We start from the raw sequence: 23,879 nt of genomic DNA on the forward strand, positions 1-23,879 counted from the left end.
GGGTGCCTGAATAATGGCTTCCGCGACGCGGGTACGGCCCTCGGCCCACGGCCGGACCTCCGCGCGGCCCGCAGCGCCGTCCCAGGCACCGGCCGCACCCCGGCTCAAGGCACGACCCGGGCACTTCGGTTCGTTCCGACTGCAACAACTCGTACTGATCGAGATAGCCGCCGCTCTGCTTCTCGTGGCGTGGGTGATCGACCCTCTGATGCTCGTCCCGGCCGTTGTGGTGGCCGCGTTGCTGGTACTGCTCGCGCTGTTGCGCAGGCACCGGCGCTCGCTGCCCGAATGGCTCGCGACCGTCTTCGCCCTGCGCTCGCGCAGGCGCAGGGCCGCTGCACTGGTCCTGCCCGCCGATACGGAGCCGGGTCTCGCGCCCGCCGTCGAGTGCGACCCCGCCCTGCGGACGTACACCTACAGCGACCGCGACCGGCGACCGGTCGGCATGATCGGCGACGGAACCTTCCTCACGGCACTGCTTCAGGTCGAGTCCGACGCGACGGCCCTGCGGCCCGAACGCACTGCCAGGCCACTGCCGATGGCCCTCGTACGGGACGTGCTCGACGTCGACGGAATCCGGCTGGAGTCGGCGCAGATCGTCCAGCACACGCAGCCCGCACCCGCCCCGCACCTTCCGCAGCAGTCGGTGGCCGCGCGCAACTACGCGCCCCTGCAGGCCCAGACCGGCTCGCCCGCGCTCCGTATCACCTGGATCGCGCTCAAGCTCGACCCGGAGCTCTGCCCGGAAGCCGTTGCGGCACGCGGCGGCGGACTCGAAGGCGCGCAGAAGTGCCTGGTGCGCAGCGCCGACCAACTGGCCAGCCGACTCACGGGTGCCGGATTCCGGGCGACCGTACTGACCGAGCAGGAGCTGACGGCGGCCATCGCCACGTCCTCGTGCGCCAGCCCCATGGCCATCGCACAGGCGGGCCGGGCGGAGGCGCCGGCGCGGCGCACCCAGGAGACCTCGCGCACCTGGCGCGTCGACGACCGCCGCCACACCACGTACTGGGTGGGCCGCTGGCCCCAACTCGGCGGCGGCGGGGCCCCGATGCCGCAGCTCGTCGCCCTGCTCACCTCGATTCCCGCCCTGGCCACCACCTTCAGCCTCACGCTGGGCCAGGGCGACCGGCAGGATGTGTCCGTCACCGGGCATGTCCGTATCACCGGGCGCAGTGACGAGGAACTCGTCACCGCGCGCCATGAACTGGAGCGCGCCGCCCGCGGGGTCAAGACCGGTCTGGTGCGGCTCGACCGCGAACAGCTGCCCGGGATGCTCGCCACACTGCCTCTCGGGGGAGCCCGCTGATGCCTTCGTCTGCCGCCAAGCCGCGTATCGGCTTCGGACTGATAGGACCGCGCAGGGACCGTCACGCGCTGTCGGCGGACCAACTGGCCGCGCTCGCGCTGCCCGTCGGGGACGACGGCGTGGTCATCGGCGTGGACGCCGAGGCCAGACCGGCCGTGCTCGGCATCAACCGGCCGACCGCGTACGACGTCACGCTGATCGGCGGCCTGTGGACGGCGCAGGTGCTCGCCCTGCGGGCGGCCGCGACCGGAGCGCGTGTCACGGTGGAGACGGGCCGGGGGCACGCCTGGACGACGCTGGCCCAGGCCGCCGGCGGAGGGACACAGGTCATCTCGCTCCACGACGTGGGGCGGGTGCCGCCGCAGGGTGCGTCCGCGGGCAGTCCGGTCGTCGTCATCCGCGACTGCGGAATGCGGCCGCCACGCGGCCGGGTGGTCTCGGCCCCCTGGCAGTCGGTGCTGACTCTGCTGCCGTATCTCAGCCCGGTGGCTCCGCGGCTGATGGAGAAGTCGGCCCTGGTCGGCATCCAGCGCGTCTCGCCCGACGAGGCCGCGCAGATCGGCCGCATCATGCACCTCCCCCGTGCCGAGACGGAGGCGCTGTCCACCCTCGCTGACGGCGTCACACTCTGGTGCACCGCGCGGGACCGGCAGTTCGTCATGACGCAGGCCACGGACGCCGAGACCGGATTGTTGGGCAGCGCCCGGCGGATGGACTGACGGGGACCGACGGCCAGAAGTCCGTGGGCACTTGCACCGATTTGACCCGTCGGCTTCCTTACGCTCAGCCGCGCCCGGCTCACTTGGGGGCGCGGCGTGATGTACGGGACAGTGGACGAGGGGCGGTCCGGCCTGCCGGTAGGGCGTTGTTGACGATTAGGGTGGGACAGGACGCGGCAGGAGAACCTGCGGGCATGGTGGCCGCGTCCCTTAGGGGGAGAGCCGGGCCGATCGGACGAAGAGGTCGCCCCCACCCACGACGGCACAAGGGTGCTCGACCACACCAGGAGGCAAAGTGAACGGCGATCGGGACGAGATCCACGGGGGCTGGAACATTCCCGTCGATGATCAGTCCGACGCGGAGCCCGCGGAGCTGACGGGTGAGTTCACCATCGACTACACCCCGCCGGCCTGGTACACGCAGAACGCGGGTGACACATCGGGCGGGGGCACGGGTCAGACGCCGCCTCCCCCACCGCCGAACGGGGCACCGGTGGCTGTGCCCGGGCTGCCTGCGGGCAGTGGCTTCGAGCCGAACTGGGCGCCGGTGCCTACGCCTCCGCAGGCGCAGGTCCCGGCACCCGCGCCTGCGCCCGCGCCTGCACACGCGCCCACGCCAGCGCCCGCGCCCGTACAGCAGACACCCGCTCCGGCTCCTGCGCCCGTCGCCGAGCCCGCACCGCAGCCCTTCGGGGGCGGCGATGTGGAGAGCGGGGCGACCATGCGGTTCTCCCCGGCCGCTCTGAAGCGTGAGATGGAGGAGCGGGCCGCGGCCAAGGCGGCCGAGGCCGCTCCCGAACCGGCCCCGGAGAGCGCCGCGGAGGCGGCCGGTGAGCCCGAGGCGGAGGTCGCGGCTGAGCAAGCCGCAACCGTGAACTCGGATGCGGATGCTGCGGAGGAAGAGGAAGCGGAAGCCGCCGACATCGCGCCCGGCGCCGAGTCCGACGAGTCCGACGAGTCCGCTGACGAAGACGCCGCCGAGGGTGCCACCGAGGAGCCTGCCGATTCCGTACCGCGGGACTCCGTACCGCAGGACGCGGCACCGCAGGACTCCGTTTCCGCCGTGGCCGACGGGCCCCAGGACGCACCGCCTGCCCCGGCGCCCGCCCAGCCCTGGGCGCCCGTGCCGCCGGCGCAGGTGCAGGGTGGCCAGCCGCCGCTGCCCCTGCCGCCCGCCTTCCAGCCGGCCGCGCCGACGTCGGCGCCGCAGTGGCCCGTGTCTCCCCAGACCGCCGAGCAGTCTGCCGCTCCGCACAGTGGTTATGGCTTCCCCCAGCCCGGGCAGCCGAGCCAGGCCGGACAGCCCGGCGCCCCGCAGAGCGGCTACGGCTTCCCGCAGCAGGGACAGCCCGCGCAGCACGGTGGATACGGCTTCCCGCAGCCCGGGCAGCAGCCCGCGCAGCCGACGCCCGCCGCGCCGCTGCCGCCCGCTGTTCCCGGGCCCGATGCCCAGGCCCCGCAGGGCGGTTACGGGTTCCCGCAGCCCGGCGCGAACGCGCCCGTACCGCTGCCGCCCCAGGTGCCGCAAACGCCTCGGACGCCTCAGTCGCCTCAGACCGCTCTGCCGGCTCAGACGCCGAATCTGCCCGCGCCCGCCACGCCCCATCTCCCCGCGCAGCAGTCCCACCCGCTGGCGCAGCCCCAGGCCCAGCCCCACTCCCAGGGCCAGCCACAGGGCCAGCCCCAGCCGCCGGTCGGGCCCTCCGATCCGCGTGCCGGTGCCGCCTGGCCCACGCCGGTCACGCACGACCAGCGCGAGCGTTCCGTGCCGGGTGCGCCCCTCGGGTACACCGCCGCTGTCGAGCTGTCCTCCGACCGCCTCCTGCGCAACAACAAGCAGAAGGCAAAGAGCAGCCGTAACCCCGGCCCCTCCGCCCGGTTCAAGATCGGCGGCAAGAAGGAGGAGGCCGAGCGCCAGCGCAAGCTCGAGCTCATCCGTACGCCGGTGCTGTCCTGCTACCGGATCGCGGTCATCAGCCTCAAGGGCGGTGTCGGCAAGACCACGACGACCACCGCGCTGGGCTCGACCCTCGCCACCGAGCGGCAGGACAAGATCCTGGCGATCGACGCCAACCCCGACGCCGGTACGCTCGGCCGGCGCGTTCGCCGCGAGACCGGGGCGACGATCCGGGACCTGGTGCAGGCGATCCCGTATCTCAACTCGTACATGGACATCCGCCGGTTCACCTCGCAGGCGCCCTCCGGTCTGGAGATCATCGCCAATGACGTGGACCCGGCCGTCTCCACGACCTTCAATGACGAGGACTACCGGCGCGCGATCGACGTGCTGGGCAAGCAGTACCCGATCATCCTCACCGACTCCGGCACCGGTCTGCTCTACAGCGCGATGCGCGGAGTGCTGGACCTGGCGGACCAGTTGATCATTATCTCGACCCCGTCCGTGGACGGTGCGAGCAGTGCGTCCACGACGCTCGACTGGCTGTCGGCGCACGGGTACGCGGACCTGGTGCAGCGGTCCATCACGGTCATCTCCGGAGTCCGCGAGACGGGCAAGATGATCAAGGTCGACGACATCGTGCAGCACTTCCAGACGCGCTGCCGCGGTGTGATCGTCGTTCCCTTCGACGAGCACCTCGCGGCCGGTGCCGAGGTCGACCTCGACATGATGCGGCCGAAGACCCGTGAGGCGTACTTCAACCTCTCGGCCCTGATCGCCGAGGACTTCGTACGCGCCCAGCAGCAGCAAGGACTGTGGACCGCGGACGGCAACCCGCCTCCGCACCTGGCACCGCCGATGCCCGGTCAGCAGCAGGTACCGGGCCAGCCCCTGCCCGGGCAGCCGTACCCCCCACAGCAACCTCACCAGCCTCACCAGCCGCAACCGCAGCCGCCGTACGGAGGCCAGCAGCCCTACCCGCAGGGTTCCCACCCCCAAGCTCAGCCGCCACAGCAGTACCCGGGCCAGCAGCAGCCCCAGCAGCTCTACCCGCCGCAGGGCTGGCAGCAGTCGTACCCCTCCCAGGCCCAGTCCCCCGCGAGCCCGGCCGGACCGCCGCCCGGGCAGCCGGGCCACCCCGGTCAGCAGGGCCAGTCGGGTGGTCCTGGACAGCAGGATCTCCAGGGTCCCGTGCCGCCCGCCGGATGGCCCCAGCAGCAGCCCCCGCAGGCGCCCCCGGCCCCTCAGCAGTAGCGCGGCAGAGGTACTGACCAATGAGGGCCCGCACCGGCACGACGGTGCGGGCCCTCAGCGCATTCCCGCAGCCCAGGCGCGATCTGACGGACCGTTGACTCGGCTTGGCCCCGCTGATAAACCTTCGCTTCACCAGCTGGCTGGCCAGGCATCAAGCCGCCTTTCCGAGCGAGTGACGATCACGAGGTCCCGTCTCATGGTCCACAAGAACGCGCCCCGCATCCGACTGCTTCTGGCCTCGGGCGCCGCCATACTGCTGGCCGCTTCGGCGACCCCTCCGGCCGGGGCCGCCGACGACGGGGGCAAGGACAACGGAGGCAAGAAGGTCCTCACCGTCGCCGTCTCGCAGAGTGTCGACTCCCTGAGCCCGTTCCTCGCGCAGAAGCTGGTCAGCACCACCGTTCACCGCCTGGCGTACGAGTACCTGACGAACTACGACGTCAAGGACGCGCACCCGATCCCCGGCTTCGCCACCGCGTGGAAGACGTCCCCCGACAAGCTGACCTGGACGTACACCATCCGCGAGGACTCCACATGGTCCGACGGGCGGCAGGCGACCGCGAAGGACGCCGCCTGGACCTTCAACACGATGATGACGGACCCCGACGCCGCCACCGCCAACGGCAGCTTCACCGCCAACTTCAGGAAGGTCACGGCACCCGACCCCCGGACCCTGGTCATCCAGCTGAAGAAGCCGCAGGCCACCATGCTGGCGCTGGATGTCCCGATCGTGCCCCAGCACATCTGGGAGAAGGTCGGCGACCTCTCGAAGTTCAACAACGACAAGCGGTTCCCGGTCGTCGGCAACGGTCCCTTCGTCATCACCGACTTCAAGGTCGACCAGTTCGTCAAGCTCAAGCCCAACAAGGACTTCTGGCGCGGCGCGCCCAAGTTCGACGAGCTGGTACTCAAGTACTACAAGGACGGTGACGCGGCCGTCGCCGCGCTGCAGAAGGGCGAGGTCTCCTTCGTCCAGGGCCTCACCCCCGCCCAGGCCACCGCCCTGGGGCGCGAGGGGAACATCAAGGTCAACGACGCTCCGGGCCGCCGCTTCTTCGCCCTCGCCACCAACCCGGGAGCCAGGTCCAAGGACGGCAGCACCTTTGGCAGCGGCCACCGGGCGCTGCTCGAACCAGCCGTGCGCAAGGCCCTGTTCCATGCCACCGACCGCAGGACCCTCGTCGACAAGGTCTTCCAGGGACATGCCGTGGAGGGCGAGGGCTATATCCCGCCGCGCTTCGGCCCGTACTTCTGGAAGCCGGGAGCGAACCAGAAGATCGTTTACGACCCGGCGAAGGCGGCAGCCCTCCTCGATCGGGCGGGCTACCGGAAGAACGGCGGCGGCAAACGCGTCGGCAAGGACGGCAAGCCGCTCGACCTGCGCATTCTCTGCCACGCCACCGACCCCAACGACAAGGCGGTCGGCAAGTATCTCAAGGAGTGGTGGGGCAAGCTCGGAGTCGGGCTCACGGTCGATTGTCTGGACAATGTCTCCGACCCCTGGGTCAAGGGAGACTACGACCTGGCCTTCGACGGCTGGTCGGTCAACCCGGACCCGGACTTCGTCCTGTCCATCCACACCTGCTCGGCGCTCCCGGCCACGCCCACGGACACCGGCGCGACGGACAACTTCATCTGCGACGAGCAGTTCGACGGGCTGTACGCGCAGCAGACCGCGGAGTACGACACCGCCAAGCGGGCCGTGCTGGTCAAGGAGATGGAATCGCGGCTGTACGACACGGGCTACATGAATGTCCTCGCGTACCCGAACGCCGTCGAGGCGTACCGCACCGACCAGATCAAGTCCATCACGACGATGCCGGAGGCCGGGGGCAATCTCTGGGGTCAGGACGGCTACTGGAGCTGGTGGTCGGCCGAGCCGGCCGCCGGTGAAGGCAGCTCCGGCAGCGGCATCGTGATCGGCATCGGCTCGGTCGTGTTTCTCGCCGCCGGACTCGGGGTCTTTGTCGCGATGCGTCGGCGTTCCACCGCGGAAGACCGTGAGTAGCCGATGAGCACCACAAGCACGACCGGAACAACGGGCACTGCCGCCGTGGCCCGGGCCCCCGAAGCCCATGCCACGAGCGGCAGCACGCGCGCGTATCTCCGGTATGTGGCGGGCAAGCTGGGCGGCGCCGCCGTCTCGCTGCTCGCCGTCCTCGTCACCAGCTTCTTCCTCTTCCGGATCATCCCCGGCGACCCGGTGAAGGCCATGACGCACGGCGCGCCGACGTCCGCCGAGCAACTGGCGGCACTGCGCCGCCAGTTCGGCCTCGACAAGCCGATGTGGCAGCAGTTCACGGACTACTGCGGCAAGGCGCTGACGGGCGACCTCGGCCGGTCGTACCAGTTCCACGCGCCCGTCGGGGAGCTGATCACACAGAAGCTGCCGGCGACGCTCCTGCTCACCGGCGTCGCCGTCGTGATCTACTCGGCGATCGGGCTCTGGCTCGGCACCCGCTCGGCCTGGCGCCACGGCAGCCGCGGCGACCGGCTCAACACCGGGGTGGCGCTGATCCTGTGGTCCGTGCCGTCCTTCTGGCTCGGGCTGCTGCTGATCATCACCTTCTCGGTGGGGGTCGGCCCGATCCCGGGTCTGTTCCCGACCGGCGGCATGGAGTCGGGTGACGAGAGCGGTTTCGCGTACGCCGTCGATGTGGCGCACCACTTGGTGCTGCCGGTGATCACCCTCGTCGCTGTCGGATACGCGCAGACGCTGCTGGTGATGCGCTCCTCGCTGCTGGACGAGATGGGCAGCGACTATCTGACGACGGCACGGGCGAAGGGGCTTCGGGACGACACCGTTCGCCGCAGGCATGCGGTGCCCAACGCACTCCTGCCCACCGTCACCATGGTCTTCATCAACCTGGGCCATGTGGCTGCCGGTTCGATCCTGGTCGAGACGGTGTTTTCCTGGCCGGGTCTCGGCGGGCTGTTCTACCAGGCGCTGAGCGTGCCCGATCTGCCACTCGTCCAGGGCCTGTTCGTGGTCTTCGCCGGCGCGATGATCCTGATGAACCTGCTGGCCGACCTGCTCTATCCGCTGCTCGATCCCCGGGTGGGCCGATGACGACCGCCGCAACTCTCACCTGGACACGGCGCCGCGATTCGGTGACCCGCTTCTGGCAGGCGTACCGAACTCACCGGGCGGGGCTCTTCGGCCTCGGCGGGCTCGCGGTCATCGCCCTGATCGCGCTCGCCGCGCCCATGCTCGTCGGCAGCGACGTGCAGAGCGTGACCAACGCGCCCGGCACCGCTCTGGAACCGCCGAGCGCTCAATTTCCGCTCGGCACCGACCAGTTCGGGCGCTCGCTGCTCGGTCTGCTGGTGTGGGGCGCGCGGATCTCCCTCACCGTCGGACTGCTCGCGGCATCCCTGTCGGTGGCCATCGGCTCTCTCGTCGGCATCACCGCCGGGCACTACGGTGGCTGGTTCTCGACGGTCCTGATGCGGATCACGGACTGGTTCCTGGTGATGCCGACGCTGGTGCTGGCGATCGTCCTGGCGACCGTGATGTCCCGCAGCGTGTGGACGGTGATCCTGGCGATCGGCGTGACCAGCTGGCCCACCACGGCCCGGCTGGTGCGGGCCCAGACGATCGCGGTCGAATCGCGTCCGTACCTCGAACGCGCCAGGGCACTCGGCGGCGGCCACAGCCACGTCATGACCCGCCATGTACTGCCGAACGTCATGCCGCTCGTCCTCACCCAGACGACGCTCGGTATCTCGACCGCCATCCTTACGGAGGCGACGCTGGCTTTCCTCGGGCTCGGCGATCCGGCCGTGGTCTCATGGGGCGGCATGCTCCAGGACGCGCGGGAGGCGGGCGCGGTCTCGTCCGGCCACTGGTGGTATCTGGCGCCGCCCGGGATCGCGATCGCCCTGGTGGCGCTGGCGTTCACGCTGTGCGGGCGGGCGATCGAGGCAGTGCTCAACCCCAAGCTGGGGGTGACGCGATGACCGTGCAGACTGCGCAGCGCCTGCTCGAAGTCAAAGACCTCTCGGTGACCTACGGTTCGGGGACCCGGGCGGTCCCCGCCGTACGCGGCGTCGATCTGAGCGTGGCCGCCGGGCAGAAGCTGGGCCTCGCGGGCGAGTCCGGCTGCGGCAAGTCCACCCTGGCACTGGCGCTGCTGCGCCTGCTGCCCCCCTCCGCGCACCTGAGCGGTGAGATCCTCCTCGGCGGGGAGGACGTCCTCACCATGAAGTGGGGGCGGCTGCGGGCCGTACGCTGGGCCGGCGCGTCGATCGTCTTCCAGGGTGCGATGCACTCGCTCAACGCGGTGCACCGGATCGGCGACCAGATCGCCGAGCCGATCCTGCTGCACCACAGGACCACACAGTCCGAGGCGAAGAGACGTGTCCGCGAACTGCTGACACACGTCGGACTGCCGGTCGCCCGCGCGGACGCGTATCCGCACGAGCTGTCCGGCGGTCAGCGCCAGCGCGTGATGATCGCGATGGCGCTCGCCTGCGACCCGCGGCTGATCGTGGCCGACGAGCCGACAACCGCCCTCGACGTCATGATCCAGGCACAGATCCTGCGGCTCATCGAGCAGCTGGTCGCGGAGCAGGACATCAGCCTGGTGATGATCAGCCACGACCTGGCCGTGCTCGCGGACACCTGCGACCGGCTGGCGGTGATGTACGCGGGCCGGATCGTCGAGGAGGGCCCGGCGAGGGCGGTGTACGGCGCGGCCTCGCACCCGTACGGCCGGGCCCTGTCCGCGGCCTTCCCGCGCATCGGGGACTCAGCGTCCCGACGGGCACCACGCGGCCTGCCGGGCGATCCGCCCGACCCGTCGGCGCTGCCGAGCGGCTGTACGTTCCACCCGCGCTGCCCGGTCGCGGTGGAGGCCTGTGCCCACGAGGACCAGGCGCTCGTCGCGGCGGGCGAGGGGCACAGGGCGGCATGCGTGCATGTGGGCGCGCCCGTACGGACGGAGAAGGCACTGTGACCGCCCTGCCCACCCCCCTCCTCTCGGCCACCGGCCTGCATGTCTCCTTCCCGGGGCGGCGCGGTGGCGCGCCGGCCCGCGCCGTCGACGGGGTCGACCTCGACATCGGCGCGGGCGAAGTCGTGGCCCTCGTCGGCGAGTCCGGCTGTGGCAAGACAACGCTGGCGCGCTCGTTGCTCGGCCTCGTACCACCGACCTCGGGGTGCGTGACCTTCGGCGGCGTCCCGCTCGGCCGTAGCTCGCGTGCCCTCAAGGCCTACCGCAAGCGGGTCCAGCTGGTCCTCCAGGACCCGAGCGGCTCGCTCAACCCCCGGCACACGGTGTACGACGCGGTTGCCGAGGGCCTGCGGATCCACGGGTACAAGGGCGACGAGCACGCGGCAGTCTCCCAGGCCCTCGCGCGGGCCGGGCTGCGTCCCCCCGAACGTTTCTTCCTCCGCTACCCGCACGAACTCTCCGGCGGCCAGCGCCAGCGCGTCGTCATCGCGGGCGCGCTGGCCTTGGAGCCCGAACTGATCGTCGCGGACGAGCCGGTGGCGTCTCTGGACGCGTCCGTACGGGGCGAAATCCTCGCGCTCCTGCTGCGTCTGCGGGACGAACTGGGCCTGTCCGCACTCGTGGTGACCCACGACCTCGGTCTCGCGTGGAACATCGCGGACCGGGTGGCGGTGATGTACCTCGGCCGGATCGTTGAGTCGGGAACGGTCGAGGACGTCCTGACATCGCCCCGCCACCCCTATACCCGCGCCCTGCTCTCGGTCCTCCCGGAGGCGTCGGTCCCCCCGGTGGTCCTCACGGGCGAGCCCCCGGACCCGACCCGCATCCCGCCCGGCTGCCGCTTCCACGCACGCTGCCAGGTGCTGGCGTCGGGAGAGGCGGAGAGGGCGGGGGTGGCGGAGAAGTGCCGCACGGGGGTGCTGGAGGTGTTGGGGAAGGGTGCGGGGGTGGCCTGTCACTGGGCCTGACGGTGGGCGTGAGGTCGGATCGAAGTCCCGGACGACGCGCACACGACGACGGGCTCGCCGGGCCCTGAGCCCGGACCCTGTTGAGGGCTCATCGGCCGACTTGGGCCCCGGGTGGGCCCTGGGGCCCTGTCTCTGGGCCCGGGGACCGGCTTAGCGTGGCCGGTGCTCCCGGGGGACGCCCCCGTGGCGTGTGAGTACCAGTCGGTTCACTTGCACCCCGAGAGGTTGGTGAGTCGCTTGTCGCGGCTCGGGCTCCACACGGTCACCGGCGTCGCGCACACCGGTGCCCCCATGGCGTACACGGACGACCGCGGCACAGGGCCATCCTCGCTCAAGGCCGTACGCATTCTGCTGCACGTGCTGTTCGCGTTCACGGTGGTCGGCTCCTTAGGGGTGATCGGCTCGGCCGTCGCCGACCGGGCGATGACTCCGTTACTTTTCGGACTCGCGTTGTACGCGGCCGCACCGGGCGTCCTGTCCTGGGTGCTCTTGTGGCGCATCCCCAGGGGCGGCAGACGTGTCTGGAGAGGTCTGATCGCCTTACAGACGTGGTTGATCGCGGGCAGTCTGCTCAACCTCGCCGCCGGGTCGTTGCTTGGCCTGAGCCAGCTGCTCCTGCCGGTGCTGATCCTGGCGTTCCTCACAAAGCCGGAGAGCGGGACGTGGTTCGGAGCGCCCGTGCGGACACGGAACTGGCGCGACCTTCGTGCGGCGCTCTGCCGATTCTCCCTCTCGCGCATGCTCTTCCGGCGAGGGGAGCGAGGACAGACGGCCGTCGAGTACGTGGGCCTGATCGTGGTCGTCACGCTGATCATCCTGACTCTGGCGACCGGTGGCGTGTCCCAGTCCGTCGCCAACGGGCTCCGCAACGAGATCGTCTGCGCCGTCACCGAATCATCGTGTCCCGGGGGCGGCGGAGCGGCCAGCGGGAGCGGGAGCGGTAGTGGGGGCACGGCCCACGGTGGCACCGATTCGGGTGGTACGACGGGGGGCGCAGACGGGGGCACGGACGGAGGTTCGAGTTCGGGTGGCACGGCTACGGGCGGTGCGAGCTCCGGCGAGGCCAACTCTGGTGGTGCTGCTTCGGGCGGCTCCGATTCCCGCGGGTCGACCGGGGGCGGCGACACGAGCGGAAGCAACGGCGGGGCCGACGACGGCAGTACCGGCGGCGGAAGTGGCTCGGGTGGCTCCGGCTCGGGCGGATCGACAGGAGGCGACAACGGCGGCACCGACGGAGGCAACGCCTCGGGTGGCATATCCGGCGGCAACAGCGGTGGGGCGAGCGGCGGTTCGACTTCCGGCGGGTCGAGTGGTGGGAGCAGCAGCGGCGGTGGGGCCGGGGGATCGGACGGCGGGTCGAACAGCGGCGGGGCAAACGGCGGATCCGGCGGATCGTCAGGCGGAAACAACGGCGGATCGAACACCGGCGGCTCATCGGGTGGATCCGGCGGGGCGAACGGTGGCAGCAACAGCGGCAGCAACAGCGGCGGTTCCCACTCCGGCGGATCTGGGGGCTCGGACGGCGGATCGAACACCGGCGGAGCGAACGGCGGCGGCTCTTCCGGCGGAGCCGGCGGTTCATCGGGCGGAAGCAGCAGCGGCTCGTCCGGCGGATCCGGCGGGTCGAGTGGGGCCAACGGCGGCAGCAACAGCGGCGGTTCCCACTCCGGCGGATCTGGGGGCTCGGACGGCGGATCGAACACCGGCCGGGCAAACGGAGGCGGCTCTTCCGGCGGAGCCGGCGGTTCATCGGGGGCAAACAGCAGCGGCTCGTCCGGCGGGTCGAGCGGTGGCACCGGCGGCGGTCTGATCGGTGGCCTCATCGGCGGCACGAGTTCCGGCGGGTCCGGGGGATCGGACGGCGGGTCGAGCGGCGGCAGCAACGGCGGTTCATCGGGGGGAACGTCCGCGGGCTCCAGCTCTGGTGGCCGGCCCACCGCTGAGCCGACACAGCCTGACGACCCCGACCGCGAGGATCCCGACGATCACGAGGATCGCCAGCAGTCCCCGAAGAACTGCGACGCCAACGGGCTGAACGCCGGTGCCTTCGGCTCCGGCGGCCGGGTCGCCCTCGCCGGCGGCCCCGGTGATGGGGCTGATGACGCCGGCCTGGAGCAAGCAGTGTCCGGTCTCAGCGCCATTGCCGACGACTTGATGGCCACCAGCAGTGCCGTGGTCTCCGGATTCGACACCCTCCAGCAGGCCGAAAGTGCCGCCGGCTGCTCGGATGCGACACGGCAGAACACCGACCACGACGAGGGCAGCGACGCCAATGTGGGAGTCGGGCTTGAGCCCAACCCTCATCCGGAGGTCGCGATCGACCCGAAGGTGGACGTGGAAGACATTCAGGACAGCATCGACGGTCAGGGTCATGTGACCTGGCGTGAATCCGGTGAACAGCTCTACCGCAATGACACCCGCCCGCCGAGCGTCATCTTCAAGGAAGGCTTCGCGCCGCAGGATCCGAACAACCCGGATCTGGACAGCTATGTGAACGAGAGTCAGCATTCCGCTTTCGTCGGCACCACCAACAATGAGCAGTTCGCCACCAAGTGGGGTGCCAAGTACGTCTACGACATCGATGCGCCTGGTGGCATCGACATCAACAAGACGTTCGACGACCCCCCCTTCTCCCACGAGGACGAAATCGCCTTCCCCGGCGGGATCCGTCCCGAATACATCAGGGGCGTCTGGGAAGTGAGGCCGGACGGATCCCTCGGGAAGTACACGGGCAACAAGAACTTCAAGGGTTAGCCGGGGAAGCCAAAGCATTCGGTGGGGCTCCGGCGGCTCGGCCGTGAAGGCCTGAGGCACGGGTGTGGGTCGGCCGCGGGCGCGGCGGGCGGGGTTTGTTCCCCCACCCCGCCCCTTCCCGAAACCGGGGCTACGCCCCGGGCCCCCTGGTGGGGAGGAGGGTGGGGGCTGACGCCCCCTCACTCCCAAGCTCCAGCGGCTTCGCCGCAGAGCAAGGGGCATCGGGTGAGTGCGCACTGCTCGCCCGGGGGGCTCCACCGGCTTCGCCGCGGAGAGCGCCCTGGAGTTCTGGCGGATCGGCCGGGGTGCGGGTGAAGTTGTTCCCCCACCCCGCCGCTTCGGAACCGGTGCTAGGCCGGCCTCCTAGCGAGGGCGGAGGAGCATGTGGGGGCTGCCCGCATGCCCTGAACTCCGGCGGCTCGCCGAACGGTCGGCGCCCGGTCCGGGGTGGGCCCGGGACGCAGGGGGCGCGCAGGGGTCGTGTTCTGGACGTAAAGCGGCGCAACTCGCGCGGGAGCGCGGTGAGGAAAGCAGTCCAGGACATGACCCCGGAGCGGCCCTGGACGGCACCGTCCTGCACGGGCCAAGCCCGCAACCCGCACCCCGAACACCCGCACCCCGACCACACCCGCCATCCGGGACGGACCCCAGCCGGACCGGTGATTGAGGACAGCCCCGAAGGACGTGCCCCCAGACCCGGGCCCGCGGCGGCCCCGCGCTACACCGCCCCCGTCAGCTCCCGGCACTTCTTCACGTCCGCCGCAATCGCGTCCAGCAGCGCATCGATCGAGTCGAACTTCTCCTGGCTCCTCACATACGCCAGGAAGTCCACCGCCACATGCAGCCCGTACAGGTCCAGCCCCACCCGGTCGATCGCGTACGCCTCCACCGTCCGCTCCGTACCGTCGAACTGCGGGTTCGTGCCGACCGAGATCGCCGCCGGCATCGTTTCGCCGTCGGCCGTCAGCCAGCCCGCGTACACCCCGTCCGCCGGGATCGCCGTGTGCGGAAGCGTTTCCACGTTCGCCGTCGGGTAGCCCAGCTCGCGGCCGCGCTGTGCGCCCCGCACCACCACGCCCTCGACGCGGTGCGGGCGGCCCAGGATTTCGGCGGCCCCCTCGACGTCGCCCTCGGCGATCAGGCGGCGGGTCAGGGTCGAGGAGAACGGCTCGCCGCCCCCCGCCGCGCCGCTGACGTAGAGGTCGACGACCTCGACCTCGTAGTCGTACGTCGCGCCGAACTCGGCGAGGAATTCGACGTTCCCCGCCGCCTTGTGGCCGAAGCGGAAGTTCGGGCCTTCGATGACCGCCCGCGCGTGCAGCTTGTCGACGAGCACCTTCACGATGAAGTCCGCGGGCGACAGCTTCGAGAACTCGGTCGTGAAGGGAAGGATGAGGATCGCGTCGACGCCCAGCTCGGCCATCAGCTCGGCCCGCCGGTGGTGCGGGGCGAGCAGCGGCGGGTGGCTGCCGGGGCGGACGACCTCGCTGGGGTGCGGGTCGAAGGTCACGACGACGGAGGGCACGCCGAGCTCGCGGGCGCGGGCCACGGCCCGGCCGATGATCAGCTGGTGGCCGCGGTGCACACCGTCGTAGGAGCCGATGGTGACGACGCTGCGTCCCCAGCCCTGGGGGATGTCCTCCAAGCCACGCCAGCGCTGCACTGTGACCGCTCCTCGCCCGAACCTGTGTACGTCATTGCCGATTACGCAGGTCTAAGACTGCCATGCCCGCGGCTTTCGGTTCGCACCGGCTCCGGGCAGTCGCCACGAGCGCGGCCGAGCCGGGAACCTCCTCGGCAAGAGGTCGCGTAGTGAACGCGCCCCCCAGTACACCCGTGGTTCACTCCGAGCGCCTCCTCGAAGGGGTGAATCCCGGGTGTGCGGAGGATAGACCCTTGGGCGAGGGGGATCGTGGAACGGGCAGTGGCGCTGCCCGTTCCACGGTGGGGCCTCACGGGCGGGCCCGGTCAGGCGAAGACGGCGAGGCTCTTGGCCTTGCCCTTCTGCTCCTCGACCAGTGCCAGGAAGCGGCCGTCGGGTCCGAAGACCGCCACAGGCGCGGTGTCGTAGGCGGGCATGTCCAGCCGTACACCGTTGGTGAGCAGCTTGGCGCGCTTCTCGTCCACGTCCCAGCGGGGGAACGCGGCGGCGGCCGCATCGGCGATCGGCATCACGGTCAGGTCCTCCTGGAGCTGCTCCAGGGTCTTCGCCGAGTCCAGGCCGTAGGGACCGACCCGAGTGCGACGCAGCGCCGTGAGATGCCCGCCGACGCCCAGACCGGCGCCGAGGTCACGGGCGAGGGCGCGGATGTACGTACCGGACGAGCAGACGACCGAGACGACCAGGTCGACGACCGGCGTCCCGTCCTCGGCCTCCGCCTCCCGCACGTCGTGGACACGGAACGCCGAGACGGTCACCGGACGGGCGGGGATCTCGAAGTCCTCGCCCCCGCGCACGCGCGCGTAGGACCGCTTGCCGTCGATCTTGATGGCGCTGACCTTCGACGGAACCTGCATGATGTCGCCGGTCAGCCCGGCCACGCACGCGTCGATCGCTACCCTGGCCACCTTGGAGGCGTCGGTGGACGACGTGATCTCGCCCTCGGCGTCGTCGGTGACGGTGTTCTGCCCCAGCCGGATGGTGCCGAGGTACTCCTTCTCGGTCAGCGCGAGGTGCCCGAGGAGTTTCGTGGCCTTTTCGACGCCCAGGACCAGCACCCCGGTTGCCATGGGGTCCAGCGTCCCCGCATGCCCGACCCGGCGGGTCCTTGCGATCCCGCGCATCTTGGCGACGACGTCGTGAGAAGTGAAGCCGGACGGCTTGTCGACGATGACAAGGCCGTCCGGCGTCTTGTTGTGCTGTGTCATTCGGAGGCGTCGTCCCCACCTGCGGCAGCGGACATGTCATCCGTCTCCGGCTTGCGGTACGGATCGGCCTCGCCCGCGTACGCCGCGCCCGAGGACGCCTCACGCACCTTGGCGTCGGATGCGCGTGCCTTGTCGAGGAGATCCTCGATCGTCTTGGCGTTCTCTGGGAGGGCGTCCGCGACAAAGGTCAGGGTCGGCGTGAACTTCGTCCCCGCCGCCGCTCCGACCGCCGACCGCAGGACGCCCTTGGCGCTCTCCAGCCCGGCTGCCGCGCTCGCCCGGTCCTCGTCGTCGCCGTAGACCGTGTAGAAGACCGTGGCCTCCCGCAGGTCACCGGTGACGCGGGTGTCCGTGATGGTCACGTGCGTACCCAGGCGCGGGTCCTTGATGCCGCGCTGCATCTTCTCGGCGACCACCTCCCGGATGAGGTCCGCCAGCTTTTTCGCCCGCGCGTTGTCGGCCACTGGTCCTTCTCCCTTTTCCTGCTGTGCCCAGCTCATTCAGTCTTCGTCGCTGTGGAGCCTGCGTCGAACCGACAGCAGTTCCACCTCGGGCCGGCCGGCGACAAGGCGCTCGCACCGGTCGAGTACATCTGTGAGGTGCCCGGTGTCCCCGGACACCACGGCCAGGCCGATCTGGGCCCGGCGGTGGAGATCCTGCCCGCCGGTCTCCGCCGCGCTCACCGCGTATCTGCGCTGGAGCTCGGCCACGATCGGGCGGATCACGGAGCGCTTCTCCTTCAGCGACCGTACGTCGCCGAGAAGCAGATCGAAGGACAGTGTCCCCACATACATGTATGTCCGGATGTCCCGCCGGTACGGGTTCGACGGCCCCCGCCAACGACTTGGCAGGGACACAAGAACCGTACACGCAACGGCCGGGGCCGATCGACGGAAATACGTCCCGTCGACCGGCCCCGGTCAGAGGTGTCGATCAGCCGCGAGGCTTCTCGCGCATCTCGTATGTCGCGATGACGTCGTCGATCTTGATGTCGTTGAAGTTGCCGAGGTTGATACCGCCCTCGAAGCCTTCGCGGATCTCGGTGACGTCGTCCTTGAAGCGGCGCAGGCCCTCGATGTTGAGGCTTTCCGCGATGACCTTGCCGTCGCGGATGAGACGGGCCTTGGTGTTGCGCTTGACCTCGCCGGAACGGATGAGAACACCCGCGATGTTGCCCAGCTTGGACGAGCGGAAGACCTCGCGGATCTCCGCCGTACCGAGCTCGACCTCTTCGTACTCCGGCTTGAGCATGCCCTTGAGGGCCGCCTCGATCTCCTCGATGGCCTGGTAGATCACCGAGTAGTACCGGACGTCGACGCCCTCGCGCTCCGCCATCTGCGCGGCACGGCCGGCCGCACGGACGTTGAAGCCGATGACGATGGCGTCGGAGCCCATCGCCAGGTCGATGTCGGACTCGGTGACCGCACCCACACCACGGTGCAGAACGCGGATCTCGACCTCTTCGCCGACGTCGAGCTGGAGCAGCGAGGACTCGAGAGCCTCCACCGAACCGGACGCGTCGCCCTTGATGATGACGTTGAGATCCTGCACCAGACCGGCCTTGAGCACCTTGTCGAGGTCCTCGAGGGACACCCGGCGGGTGCGCTTGGCGAACGCGGCGTTGCGCTCGCGTGCGGCACGCTTCTCGGCGATCTGACGGGCGGTACGGTCCTCGTCCACGACCAGGAAGTTGTCGCCGGCGCCGGGGACGTTGGTGAGACCCAGGACCAGGACGGGGGTCGACGGACCCGCTTCCTCGACGTTGTTGCCGTTGTCGTCGAGCATCGCCCGGACACGGCCGTACGCGTCACCGGCGACCATCGTGTCGCCGACGCGGAGCGTTCCGCGCTGGACGAGCACCGTGGCGACGGCACCGCGGCCGCGGTCGAGGTGGGCCTCGATCGCAATACCCTGCGCGTCCATCTGCGCGTTGGCACGCAGATCGAGCGAGGCGTCCGCGGTCAGGACCACGGCCTCCAGCAGGCTGTCGATGTGCAGAGCCTGCTTGGCGGAGATGTCGACGAACATCGTGTCGCCGCCGTACTCCTCGGCCACCAGACCGAACTCGGTCAGCTGTCCGCGCACCTTGGTCGGGTCCGCGCCCTCGACATCGATCTTGTTGACCGCGACCACGATCGGCACACCGGCCGCCTTGGCGTGGTTCAGTGCCTCGATCGTCTGGGGCATCACACCGTCGTTCGCCGCGACCACGAGGATCGCGATGTCGGTGGACTTGGCACCACGGGCACGCATGGCGGTGAACGCCTCGTGACCCGGGGTGTCGATGAAGGTGATCTTGCGCTCTTCACCGTTGACCTCGGTGCCGACCTGGTACGCACCGATGTGCTGCGTAATACCGCCGGCCTCGCCCGCAACGACGTTCGTCTTGCGGATCGCGTCCAGCAGTCGGGTCTTACCGTGGTCGACGTGACCCATGACGGTCACGACCGGCGGACGGGAGACGAGCATGTCCTCGCCGCCCTCGTCCTCGCCGAACTCGATGTCGAAGGACTCGAGAAGCTCGCGGTCCTCCTCCTCGGGGCTGACGATCTGAACCGTGTAGTTCATCTCGTCGGCCAGCAGCTGCAGCGTCTCGTCGGAGACCGACTGCGTGGCCGTGACCATTTCGCCGAGGTTCATCATCACGGCGACGAGCGACGCCGGGTTGGCGTTGATCTTCTCCGCGAAGTCGGTGAGGGACGCACCGCGCGACAGGCGAACGGTCTCGCCATTGCCGCGAGGCAGCATCACGCCGCCGACCGACGGAGCCTGCATGGCCTCGTACTCCTGGCGCCTCTGCCGCTTCGACTTACGGCCACGGCGCGCCGGGCCGCCGGGACGGCCGAAGGCGCCCTGCGTGCCACCACGGCCACCGGGACCACCCGGACGACCGCCGAAGCCGGGACGGCCGCCGCCGCCACCGAAGCCGCCGCCACCACCGGGGCCACCGCCACCGGGACGACCGGCGAAACCGCCGCCCGCTCCAGGACGACCGCCACCGCCACCGCCACCGGGACGGCCGGCGAAACCGCCGCCACCGCCGCCGGGACGACCGGCACCGGCACCGCCGGGACGACCGCCGCCGCCACCGGGACCACGGCCGCCGCCACCGCCGGGACCGCCACCAGGACGGGGACTGGCAGCAGGACGCTGCGGCATCATGCCCGGGTTCGGGCGGTTACCCGCAGGGCCGCCACCGGGGCGGGGAGCCTGCGGACGCGGCATGCCGCCAGGGGTCGGACGGGCGCCGCCGGGGCCCTGGGGCCTGCCGGAAGGACCGGAGTGCGCTCCGCCGGGACCACCCTGCGGACGCGGGGCGCCGGGAGCGCCGCCACCGGGACGGGGGGCACCACCCGGACGGGGCGCCTGCGGGCGCGCCATGCCGGTGGAGCCACCCGAGGTGAAGGGGTTGTTGCCCGGACGGGGACCGGCCGGGCGACCGCCGGGACGCGGGGCGCCCTGACCGGCGGGACGTGCGGGACGCTCGCCACCACGGCCACCGTCACGGCCGCCGTCACGCTGACCGCCGGCCGGAGCCGGACGGGCGGGACGCGGGCCGGGAGTGGCACCCGCGGGACGCGGGGCCTGCGGCGCGGCGGGCTGGGCCGGAGCCGGGGCCGAGAACTCGGCCGCGGGCACCGGAGCCGCCGGAGCGGGCTTGGCCGGTGCGGGCTTGGGGCCCGGACGCGGACCCGGGGAAGCCGGGGCCACGGAGGGGGCGCTGCTCGCCGGAGCCTCGGCAGCGGCCGGCTTGGGGGCCGGGACGCCGGGCTTGGGGGCAGCTGGACGGGCCGACGACACCGGGGACGGCGCAGCAGGCTTGGCGGGCGCGGCCTTGCGGGGCGCGCCGGGCTTGGCAGCGGACTTGCCGGCGGTGCCGCCGGGTCCCTGCAAAGCGTCAGTCAATTTACGTACAACCGGCGCCTCGATCGTCGAGGACGCCGAACGGACGAATTCACCGAGTTCTTGGAGCTTGGCCATGACGACCTTGCTCTCCACACCGAACTCCTTGGCGAGTTCGTATACCCGGACCTTAGCCACTTCGCTCCTTTTAGGTCCGGGTTACCGCCGGACCGTCGCTACTTCATGGGCGTACTCATCGCGTACTCATCGAGTGCTCATCGCAATCTCGACCTACTTCCAACTCGCGAGGTACCTGACCGCACGGGGTCCCGTGCCGTTCTCTTCTTACTGTGCCGCCTGCTCGACATACCGCCTTACATCGGCGGTATCGAGCGGTCCCTTTGCCCTGAAGGCCCGGGGAAACGCCCGGCGGCGGACCGCCAGGTCGAGACAGACCAAGGCGGGGTGTACATATGCACCCCGGCCGGGCAGCGTACCGCGATCATCGGGGACGCAGGCGTCTCCGGTCACCACGATGCGCAGCAAATCGGTCTTGGCCGCCCGCTCCCGGCACCCCACGCAGGTTCGCTCAGGGCATGCGCGGCCACGCGTCCGGCCAGACACCTTCAGTCTACCTCCCCGCACCGACCTCACCCCTTTGGGGCAAAAATCGAACGGTTGTTGTCTTGATCGTGGCCGGGTTCCGCCGTCAGCGCGAACGGCATCCCGGCCGGAATCACTTTCAGTCCCGGTCGGAGTCCTGCTCGCCGCTCTGCTCCGTGTCGGGGCGGATGTCGATGCGCCAGCCGGTGAGACGGGCGGCCAGACGGGCGTTCTGCCCCTCCTTGCCGATCGCCAGCGACAGCTGGTAGTCGGGGACGGTCACCCGCGCGGAGCGGGCGCCGAGGTCGACGACCTCCACCTTGCTGACGCGGGCCGGCGAGAGGGCGTTGGCCACCATCTCGGCCGGGTCGTCCGACCAGTCCACGATGTCGATCTTCTCGCCGTGCAGCTCGGCCATGACGTTACGCACACGGCTGCCCATCGGGCCGATACAGGCGCCCTTGGCGTTGAGGCCCGAACGAGTCGAACGGACGGCGATCTTGGTGCGGTGACCGGCCTCCCGGGCGATCGCGGCGATCTCGACACTGCCGTCCGCGATCTCCGGAACCTCCAGTGCGAAGAGCTTCTTCACCAGGTTCGGGTGGGTGCGCGACAGGGTCACGGAGGGACCGCGCACACCCTTGGCGACGCGCACGACGTACGTACGCAGGCGCAGACCGTGGGTGTACTCCTCGCCCGGCACCTGCTCCTGCACCGGCAGGATGGCCTCAAGCTTGTCGTCCAGCCTGACCAGGACGTTCTTGGGGTCCTTGCCCTGCTGCACCATGCCCGCGACGACATCGCCCTCACGGCGGGCGTACTCACCGAAGGTGACGTCGTTCTCGGCGTCCCGCAGCCGCTGCTGGATGACCTGGCGGGCCGTGGTGGCCGCGATCCGGCCGAAGTCGGAGGGCGTGTCGTCGAACTCCTTGGGCTCCTGCCCCTCTTCGAGGTCGGCAGGGTCTTCCTTGGCCCACACCGTCACATGGCCGGTGTCCCGGCTCAGCACGACGCGGGCGTGACGGCGGCTGCCCTCGGTGCGGTGGTACGCGATGAGGAGGGCCGACTCGATCGCCTCGACCAGAAGGTCGAACGGGATCTCCTTCTCTTGTGCCAAGCCCTTCAGGAGCTTTACGTCGATGTCCACGGCTACGCCTCCTCTTCCTTCTTGTCCTTGCGGTTGAACTCGATCTCCACGCGGGCCTTGGCGATCTCCGCGAAGGTGACCCGGCGGGCGGTGGGCTTGCGCCCCTTCACACCCGGCACCTCGAGGTCGAGTCCCTCGTCGTCCACGGTGAGGATGCGCGCCACCAGTTCCCCGCTCTCGTGCAGCTGGAGCTTCACAAGGCGGCCGGTCGCGCGAACGTAGTGGCGGTGCTCGGTCAGCGGGCGGTCGGCGCCGGGCGAGCTCACTTCGAGTACGTACTCGCCCTCGCCCATCGCGTCCGTCTCGTCGAGCTTCTGCGAGATGACGCGGCTCAGCTCGGCACAGGCGTCCAGCGTGGCGCCCTCGTCGGAGTCCACGGTGATCCTCAGCATGCGGCGCTTGCCCGCCCGGGACACCTCGATCTCTTCCAGATCCAGGTCCGCGGCGCTGACGAGCGGTTCCAGCAGCCCGCGCAGCCTCTCGCTCTGGGTGGTGCTCATCCGGGTGACTCCTCGGCCGCGTGTGCTGTTGTGGGATCGTCGCGTGTCAGCACAAAGGGTATCCGGTTCCGAGGGGTGTTGCCGTCCACCTGTGCCTGACCCGCAGGTACGCTCGCCTGCGGCGATGATCACTGGTCGTAGGGAGACAGGCGTGGGGCGCACGGGGACGACACGCAGGCGTGCGCTCATCGCGACGGGTGCGGCTGCGGTCACGGCGTTGACGGGCTGTTCGAACGAGGACCCGGAGCGCGGGCGCACCGCCAACTCGGATTCCGATCCGGTGCGCGCGGAGACGGCGCTGCGCGGGCGGCTCGCCGCGGCGAGCGCTGCGCTGCGTGACCATTACGACGCCGTCATGGTGCACCTTCCCGTCCTGACAGGGCAGTTGAGCGCGCTGCGGACCGCGGTCGCCGAGCATGTCACCGCGCTCGGCGGGACGAGCCGAGTGGCGCCGACCCTGCCCGTTCCCGCCGACGCCCCGGCGGCGCTGAGGTCTCTGGCCGCGGCCGAGCGCCGCACCGGCGACGCGTACACGGCGGCGCTCCTCGACGCGGAGCCGGAGCTGGCTCGGCTGCTCGCCTCGGTCGCGGCGGCAGGAGCCACGCACGAGTACCTGCTGACGAAGGGGGGCTCGCAGTGAGCGCGCTTGACGCCGTACAGGCCGCGCTCGCCGCCGAGCACGCGGCGGTGTACGGGTACGGGGTCGTCGGCGGCCGGATCGGTGACGCCCGCAAGGCCGAGGCGATGTCCGCTTACGCCGCGCACCGGGCCCGCCGGGACGCGCTGGCCCGCACGGCCCGCGATCTGGGAGGCGAGCCCGCCGCGTCGGCCGCCGCTTACGCGCTGCCCTTTCGGGTCCCGGACGCGGCTGCGGCCCTGCGGCTCGCCGCCGTGCTGGAGGACCGGGTGGCGAACGTCTACTCCGACCTCGTACGAGCCGCCGAGGGCCCGCTGCGGAAGGACGCCGCAAGCGCGCTGCGCGAAGCGGCCGTCCGGGCGGTGCGCTGGCGCGGCAGCGGCGTAGCCTTTCCTGGGCTCACGGAGCGGACCTAAGGGGAAAGG

Annotated in this window: 19 protein-coding genes; 11 read left to right on the forward strand and 8 right to left on the reverse strand. The window is 70.7% G+C overall.

Going from position 1 to position 23,879, the window contains the following annotated elements:
* The first annotated feature begins 13 nt into the window (after window positions 1–13).
* From eccE to FBY35_RS09440, 9 genes are all read left to right on the forward strand, one after another.
* Window positions 14–1,309 (forward strand): type VII secretion protein EccE, encoded by a 1,296-nt coding sequence (gene eccE, locus FBY35_RS09400; protein WP_142213346.1) that lies wholly within the window; start codon window positions 14–16, stop codon window positions 1,307–1,309.
* Window positions 1,309–2,028, forward strand: a complete 720-nt coding sequence (locus FBY35_RS09405) for a hypothetical protein (protein ID WP_186356892.1) — start codon at window positions 1,309–1,311, stop codon at window positions 2,026–2,028. The genes eccE and FBY35_RS09405 overlap by 1 nt, the downstream gene beginning before the upstream one ends.
* A 295-nt stretch (window positions 2,029–2,323) precedes the next feature.
* Window positions 2,324–5,179, forward strand: a complete 2,856-nt coding sequence (locus FBY35_RS09410) for an SCO5717 family growth-regulating ATPase (protein ID WP_142213348.1) — start codon at window positions 2,324–2,326, stop codon at window positions 5,177–5,179.
* Window positions 5,180–5,375: 196 nt separating this feature from the next.
* Window positions 5,376–7,187, forward strand: a complete 1,812-nt coding sequence (locus FBY35_RS09415; protein WP_142213349.1) for an ABC transporter substrate-binding protein — start codon at window positions 5,376–5,378, stop codon at window positions 7,185–7,187.
* Between the two features lie 3 nt (window positions 7,188–7,190).
* The gene (locus FBY35_RS09420; protein ID WP_186356893.1) at window positions 7,191–8,249 is read left to right on the forward strand and encodes an ABC transporter permease; all 1,059 of its coding nucleotides are present in this window, start codon (window positions 7,191–7,193) and stop codon (window positions 8,247–8,249) included.
* A complete protein-coding gene (locus tag FBY35_RS09425; RefSeq protein ID WP_142213350.1) occupies window positions 8,246–9,139 on the forward strand; it encodes an ABC transporter permease in 894 nt (297 codons plus the stop codon). Before FBY35_RS09420 ends, FBY35_RS09425 begins: the two co-directional genes overlap by 4 nt.
* Window positions 9,136–10,137, forward strand: coding sequence for an ABC transporter ATP-binding protein (locus FBY35_RS09430; protein ID WP_142213351.1), 1,002 nt, complete (start codon window positions 9,136–9,138; stop codon window positions 10,135–10,137). The genes FBY35_RS09425 and FBY35_RS09430 overlap by 4 nt, the downstream gene beginning before the upstream one ends.
* Window positions 10,092–11,102, forward strand: coding sequence for an ABC transporter ATP-binding protein (locus FBY35_RS09435; RefSeq protein ID WP_142213352.1), 1,011 nt, complete (start codon window positions 10,092–10,094; stop codon window positions 11,100–11,102). Before FBY35_RS09430 ends, FBY35_RS09435 begins: the two co-directional genes overlap by 46 nt.
* Before the next feature lie 237 nt (window positions 11,103–11,339).
* Window positions 11,340–13,856, forward strand: a complete 2,517-nt coding sequence (locus FBY35_RS09440) for a Flp family type IVb pilin (protein WP_142213353.1) — start codon at window positions 11,340–11,342, stop codon at window positions 13,854–13,856.
* Between the two features lie 718 nt (window positions 13,857–14,574).
* On the opposite strand, the gene FBY35_RS09445 is transcribed toward FBY35_RS09440, so the two are convergent.
* The 8 genes from FBY35_RS09445 to rimP all read right to left on the reverse strand — a co-directional run bounded on the left by FBY35_RS09445 (window position 14,575) and on the right by rimP (window position 22,817).
* On the reverse strand, window positions 14,575–15,519 hold the full coding sequence (locus FBY35_RS09445) for a bifunctional riboflavin kinase/FAD synthetase (RefSeq protein WP_142213354.1): 945 nt from the start codon (window positions 15,517–15,519) through the stop codon (window positions 14,575–14,577).
* A 305-nt stretch (window positions 15,520–15,824) separates the two neighbouring features.
* On the reverse strand, window positions 15,825–16,724 hold the full coding sequence (gene truB, locus FBY35_RS09450) for a tRNA pseudouridine(55) synthase TruB (protein WP_142213355.1): 900 nt from the start codon (window positions 16,722–16,724) through the stop codon (window positions 15,825–15,827).
* Entirely contained in the window at window positions 16,721–17,188 is a 468-nt protein-coding gene (rbfA, locus tag FBY35_RS09455; RefSeq protein WP_142213356.1) for a 30S ribosome-binding factor RbfA, read from the reverse strand. Before rbfA ends, truB begins: the two co-directional genes overlap by 4 nt.
* A 36-nt stretch (window positions 17,189–17,224) precedes the next feature.
* On the reverse strand, window positions 17,225–17,518 hold the full coding sequence (locus FBY35_RS09460) for a DUF503 domain-containing protein (RefSeq protein WP_142213357.1): 294 nt from the start codon (window positions 17,516–17,518) through the stop codon (window positions 17,225–17,227).
* 139 nt (window positions 17,519–17,657) lie between these two features.
* Window positions 17,658–20,765 carry a translation initiation factor IF-2 gene (gene infB / locus FBY35_RS09465; protein ID WP_142213358.1) on the reverse strand — a complete coding sequence of 1,036 codons (3,108 nt, stop codon included), beginning with the start codon at window positions 20,763–20,765 and terminating at the stop codon, window positions 17,658–17,660.
* A gap of 147 nt (window positions 20,766–20,912) precedes the next feature.
* Window positions 20,913–21,191 carry a YlxR family protein gene (locus tag FBY35_RS09470; RefSeq protein ID WP_142213359.1) on the reverse strand — a complete coding sequence of 93 codons (279 nt, stop codon included), beginning with the start codon at window positions 21,189–21,191 and terminating at the stop codon, window positions 20,913–20,915.
* 118 nt (window positions 21,192–21,309) lie between these two features.
* Window positions 21,310–22,317, reverse strand: a complete 1,008-nt coding sequence (gene nusA / locus FBY35_RS09475; protein WP_142213360.1) for a transcription termination factor NusA — start codon at window positions 22,315–22,317, stop codon at window positions 21,310–21,312.
* A gap of 2 nt (window positions 22,318–22,319) precedes the next feature.
* A complete protein-coding gene (gene rimP, locus FBY35_RS09480; protein WP_142213361.1) occupies window positions 22,320–22,817 on the reverse strand; it encodes a ribosome maturation factor RimP in 498 nt (165 codons plus the stop codon).
* A 151-nt stretch (window positions 22,818–22,968) separates the two neighbouring features.
* Between rimP and FBY35_RS09485 the strand changes: the two genes are divergently transcribed.
* Both FBY35_RS09485 and FBY35_RS09490 read left to right on the forward strand, forming a co-directional pair.
* Window positions 22,969–23,457, forward strand: a complete 489-nt coding sequence (locus tag FBY35_RS09485; RefSeq protein WP_142213362.1) for a hypothetical protein — start codon at window positions 22,969–22,971, stop codon at window positions 23,455–23,457.
* Entirely contained in the window at window positions 23,454–23,870 is a 417-nt protein-coding gene (locus FBY35_RS09490; RefSeq protein ID WP_142213363.1) for a ferritin-like domain-containing protein, read from the forward strand. The genes FBY35_RS09485 and FBY35_RS09490 overlap by 4 nt, the downstream gene beginning before the upstream one ends.
* The last annotated feature ends 9 nt before the right edge of the window (window positions 23,871–23,879 follow it).

It is taken from the genome of Streptomyces sp. SLBN-118 (assembly GCF_006715635.1).
In the GTDB taxonomy this organism is placed as follows: domain Bacteria; phylum Actinomycetota; class Actinomycetes; order Streptomycetales; family Streptomycetaceae; genus Streptomyces.

Coding starts and splice junctions, on each gene's coding strand:
- FBY35_RS09415 (WP_142213349.1), top strand. CDS start 5,376: ATGGTCCACAAGAACGCGCCCCGCATCCGACTGCTTCTGGCCTCGGGC.
- FBY35_RS09430 (WP_142213351.1), top strand. CDS start 9,136: ATGACCGTGCAGACTGCGCAGCGCCTGCTCGAAGTCAAAGACCTCTCG.
- FBY35_RS09460 (WP_142213357.1), bottom strand. CDS start 17,518: ATGTATGTGGGGACACTGTCCTTCGATCTGCTTCTCGGCGACGTACGG.
- FBY35_RS09420 (WP_186356893.1), top strand. CDS start 7,191: ATGAGCACCACAAGCACGACCGGAACAACGGGCACTGCCGCCGTGGCC.
- FBY35_RS09435 (WP_142213352.1), top strand. CDS start 10,092: ATGCGTGCATGTGGGCGCGCCCGTACGGACGGAGAAGGCACTGTGACC.
- FBY35_RS09425 (WP_142213350.1), top strand. CDS start 8,246: ATGACGACCGCCGCAACTCTCACCTGGACACGGCGCCGCGATTCGGTG.
- eccE (WP_142213346.1), top strand. CDS start 14: ATGGCTTCCGCGACGCGGGTACGGCCCTCGGCCCACGGCCGGACCTCC.
- truB (WP_142213355.1), bottom strand. CDS start 16,724: ATGACACAGCACAACAAGACGCCGGACGGCCTTGTCATCGTCGACAAG.
- rimP (WP_142213361.1), bottom strand. CDS start 22,817: ATGAGCACCACCCAGAGCGAGAGGCTGCGCGGGCTGCTGGAACCGCTC.
- FBY35_RS09405 (WP_186356892.1), top strand. CDS start 1,309: ATGCCTTCGTCTGCCGCCAAGCCGCGTATCGGCTTCGGACTGATAGGA.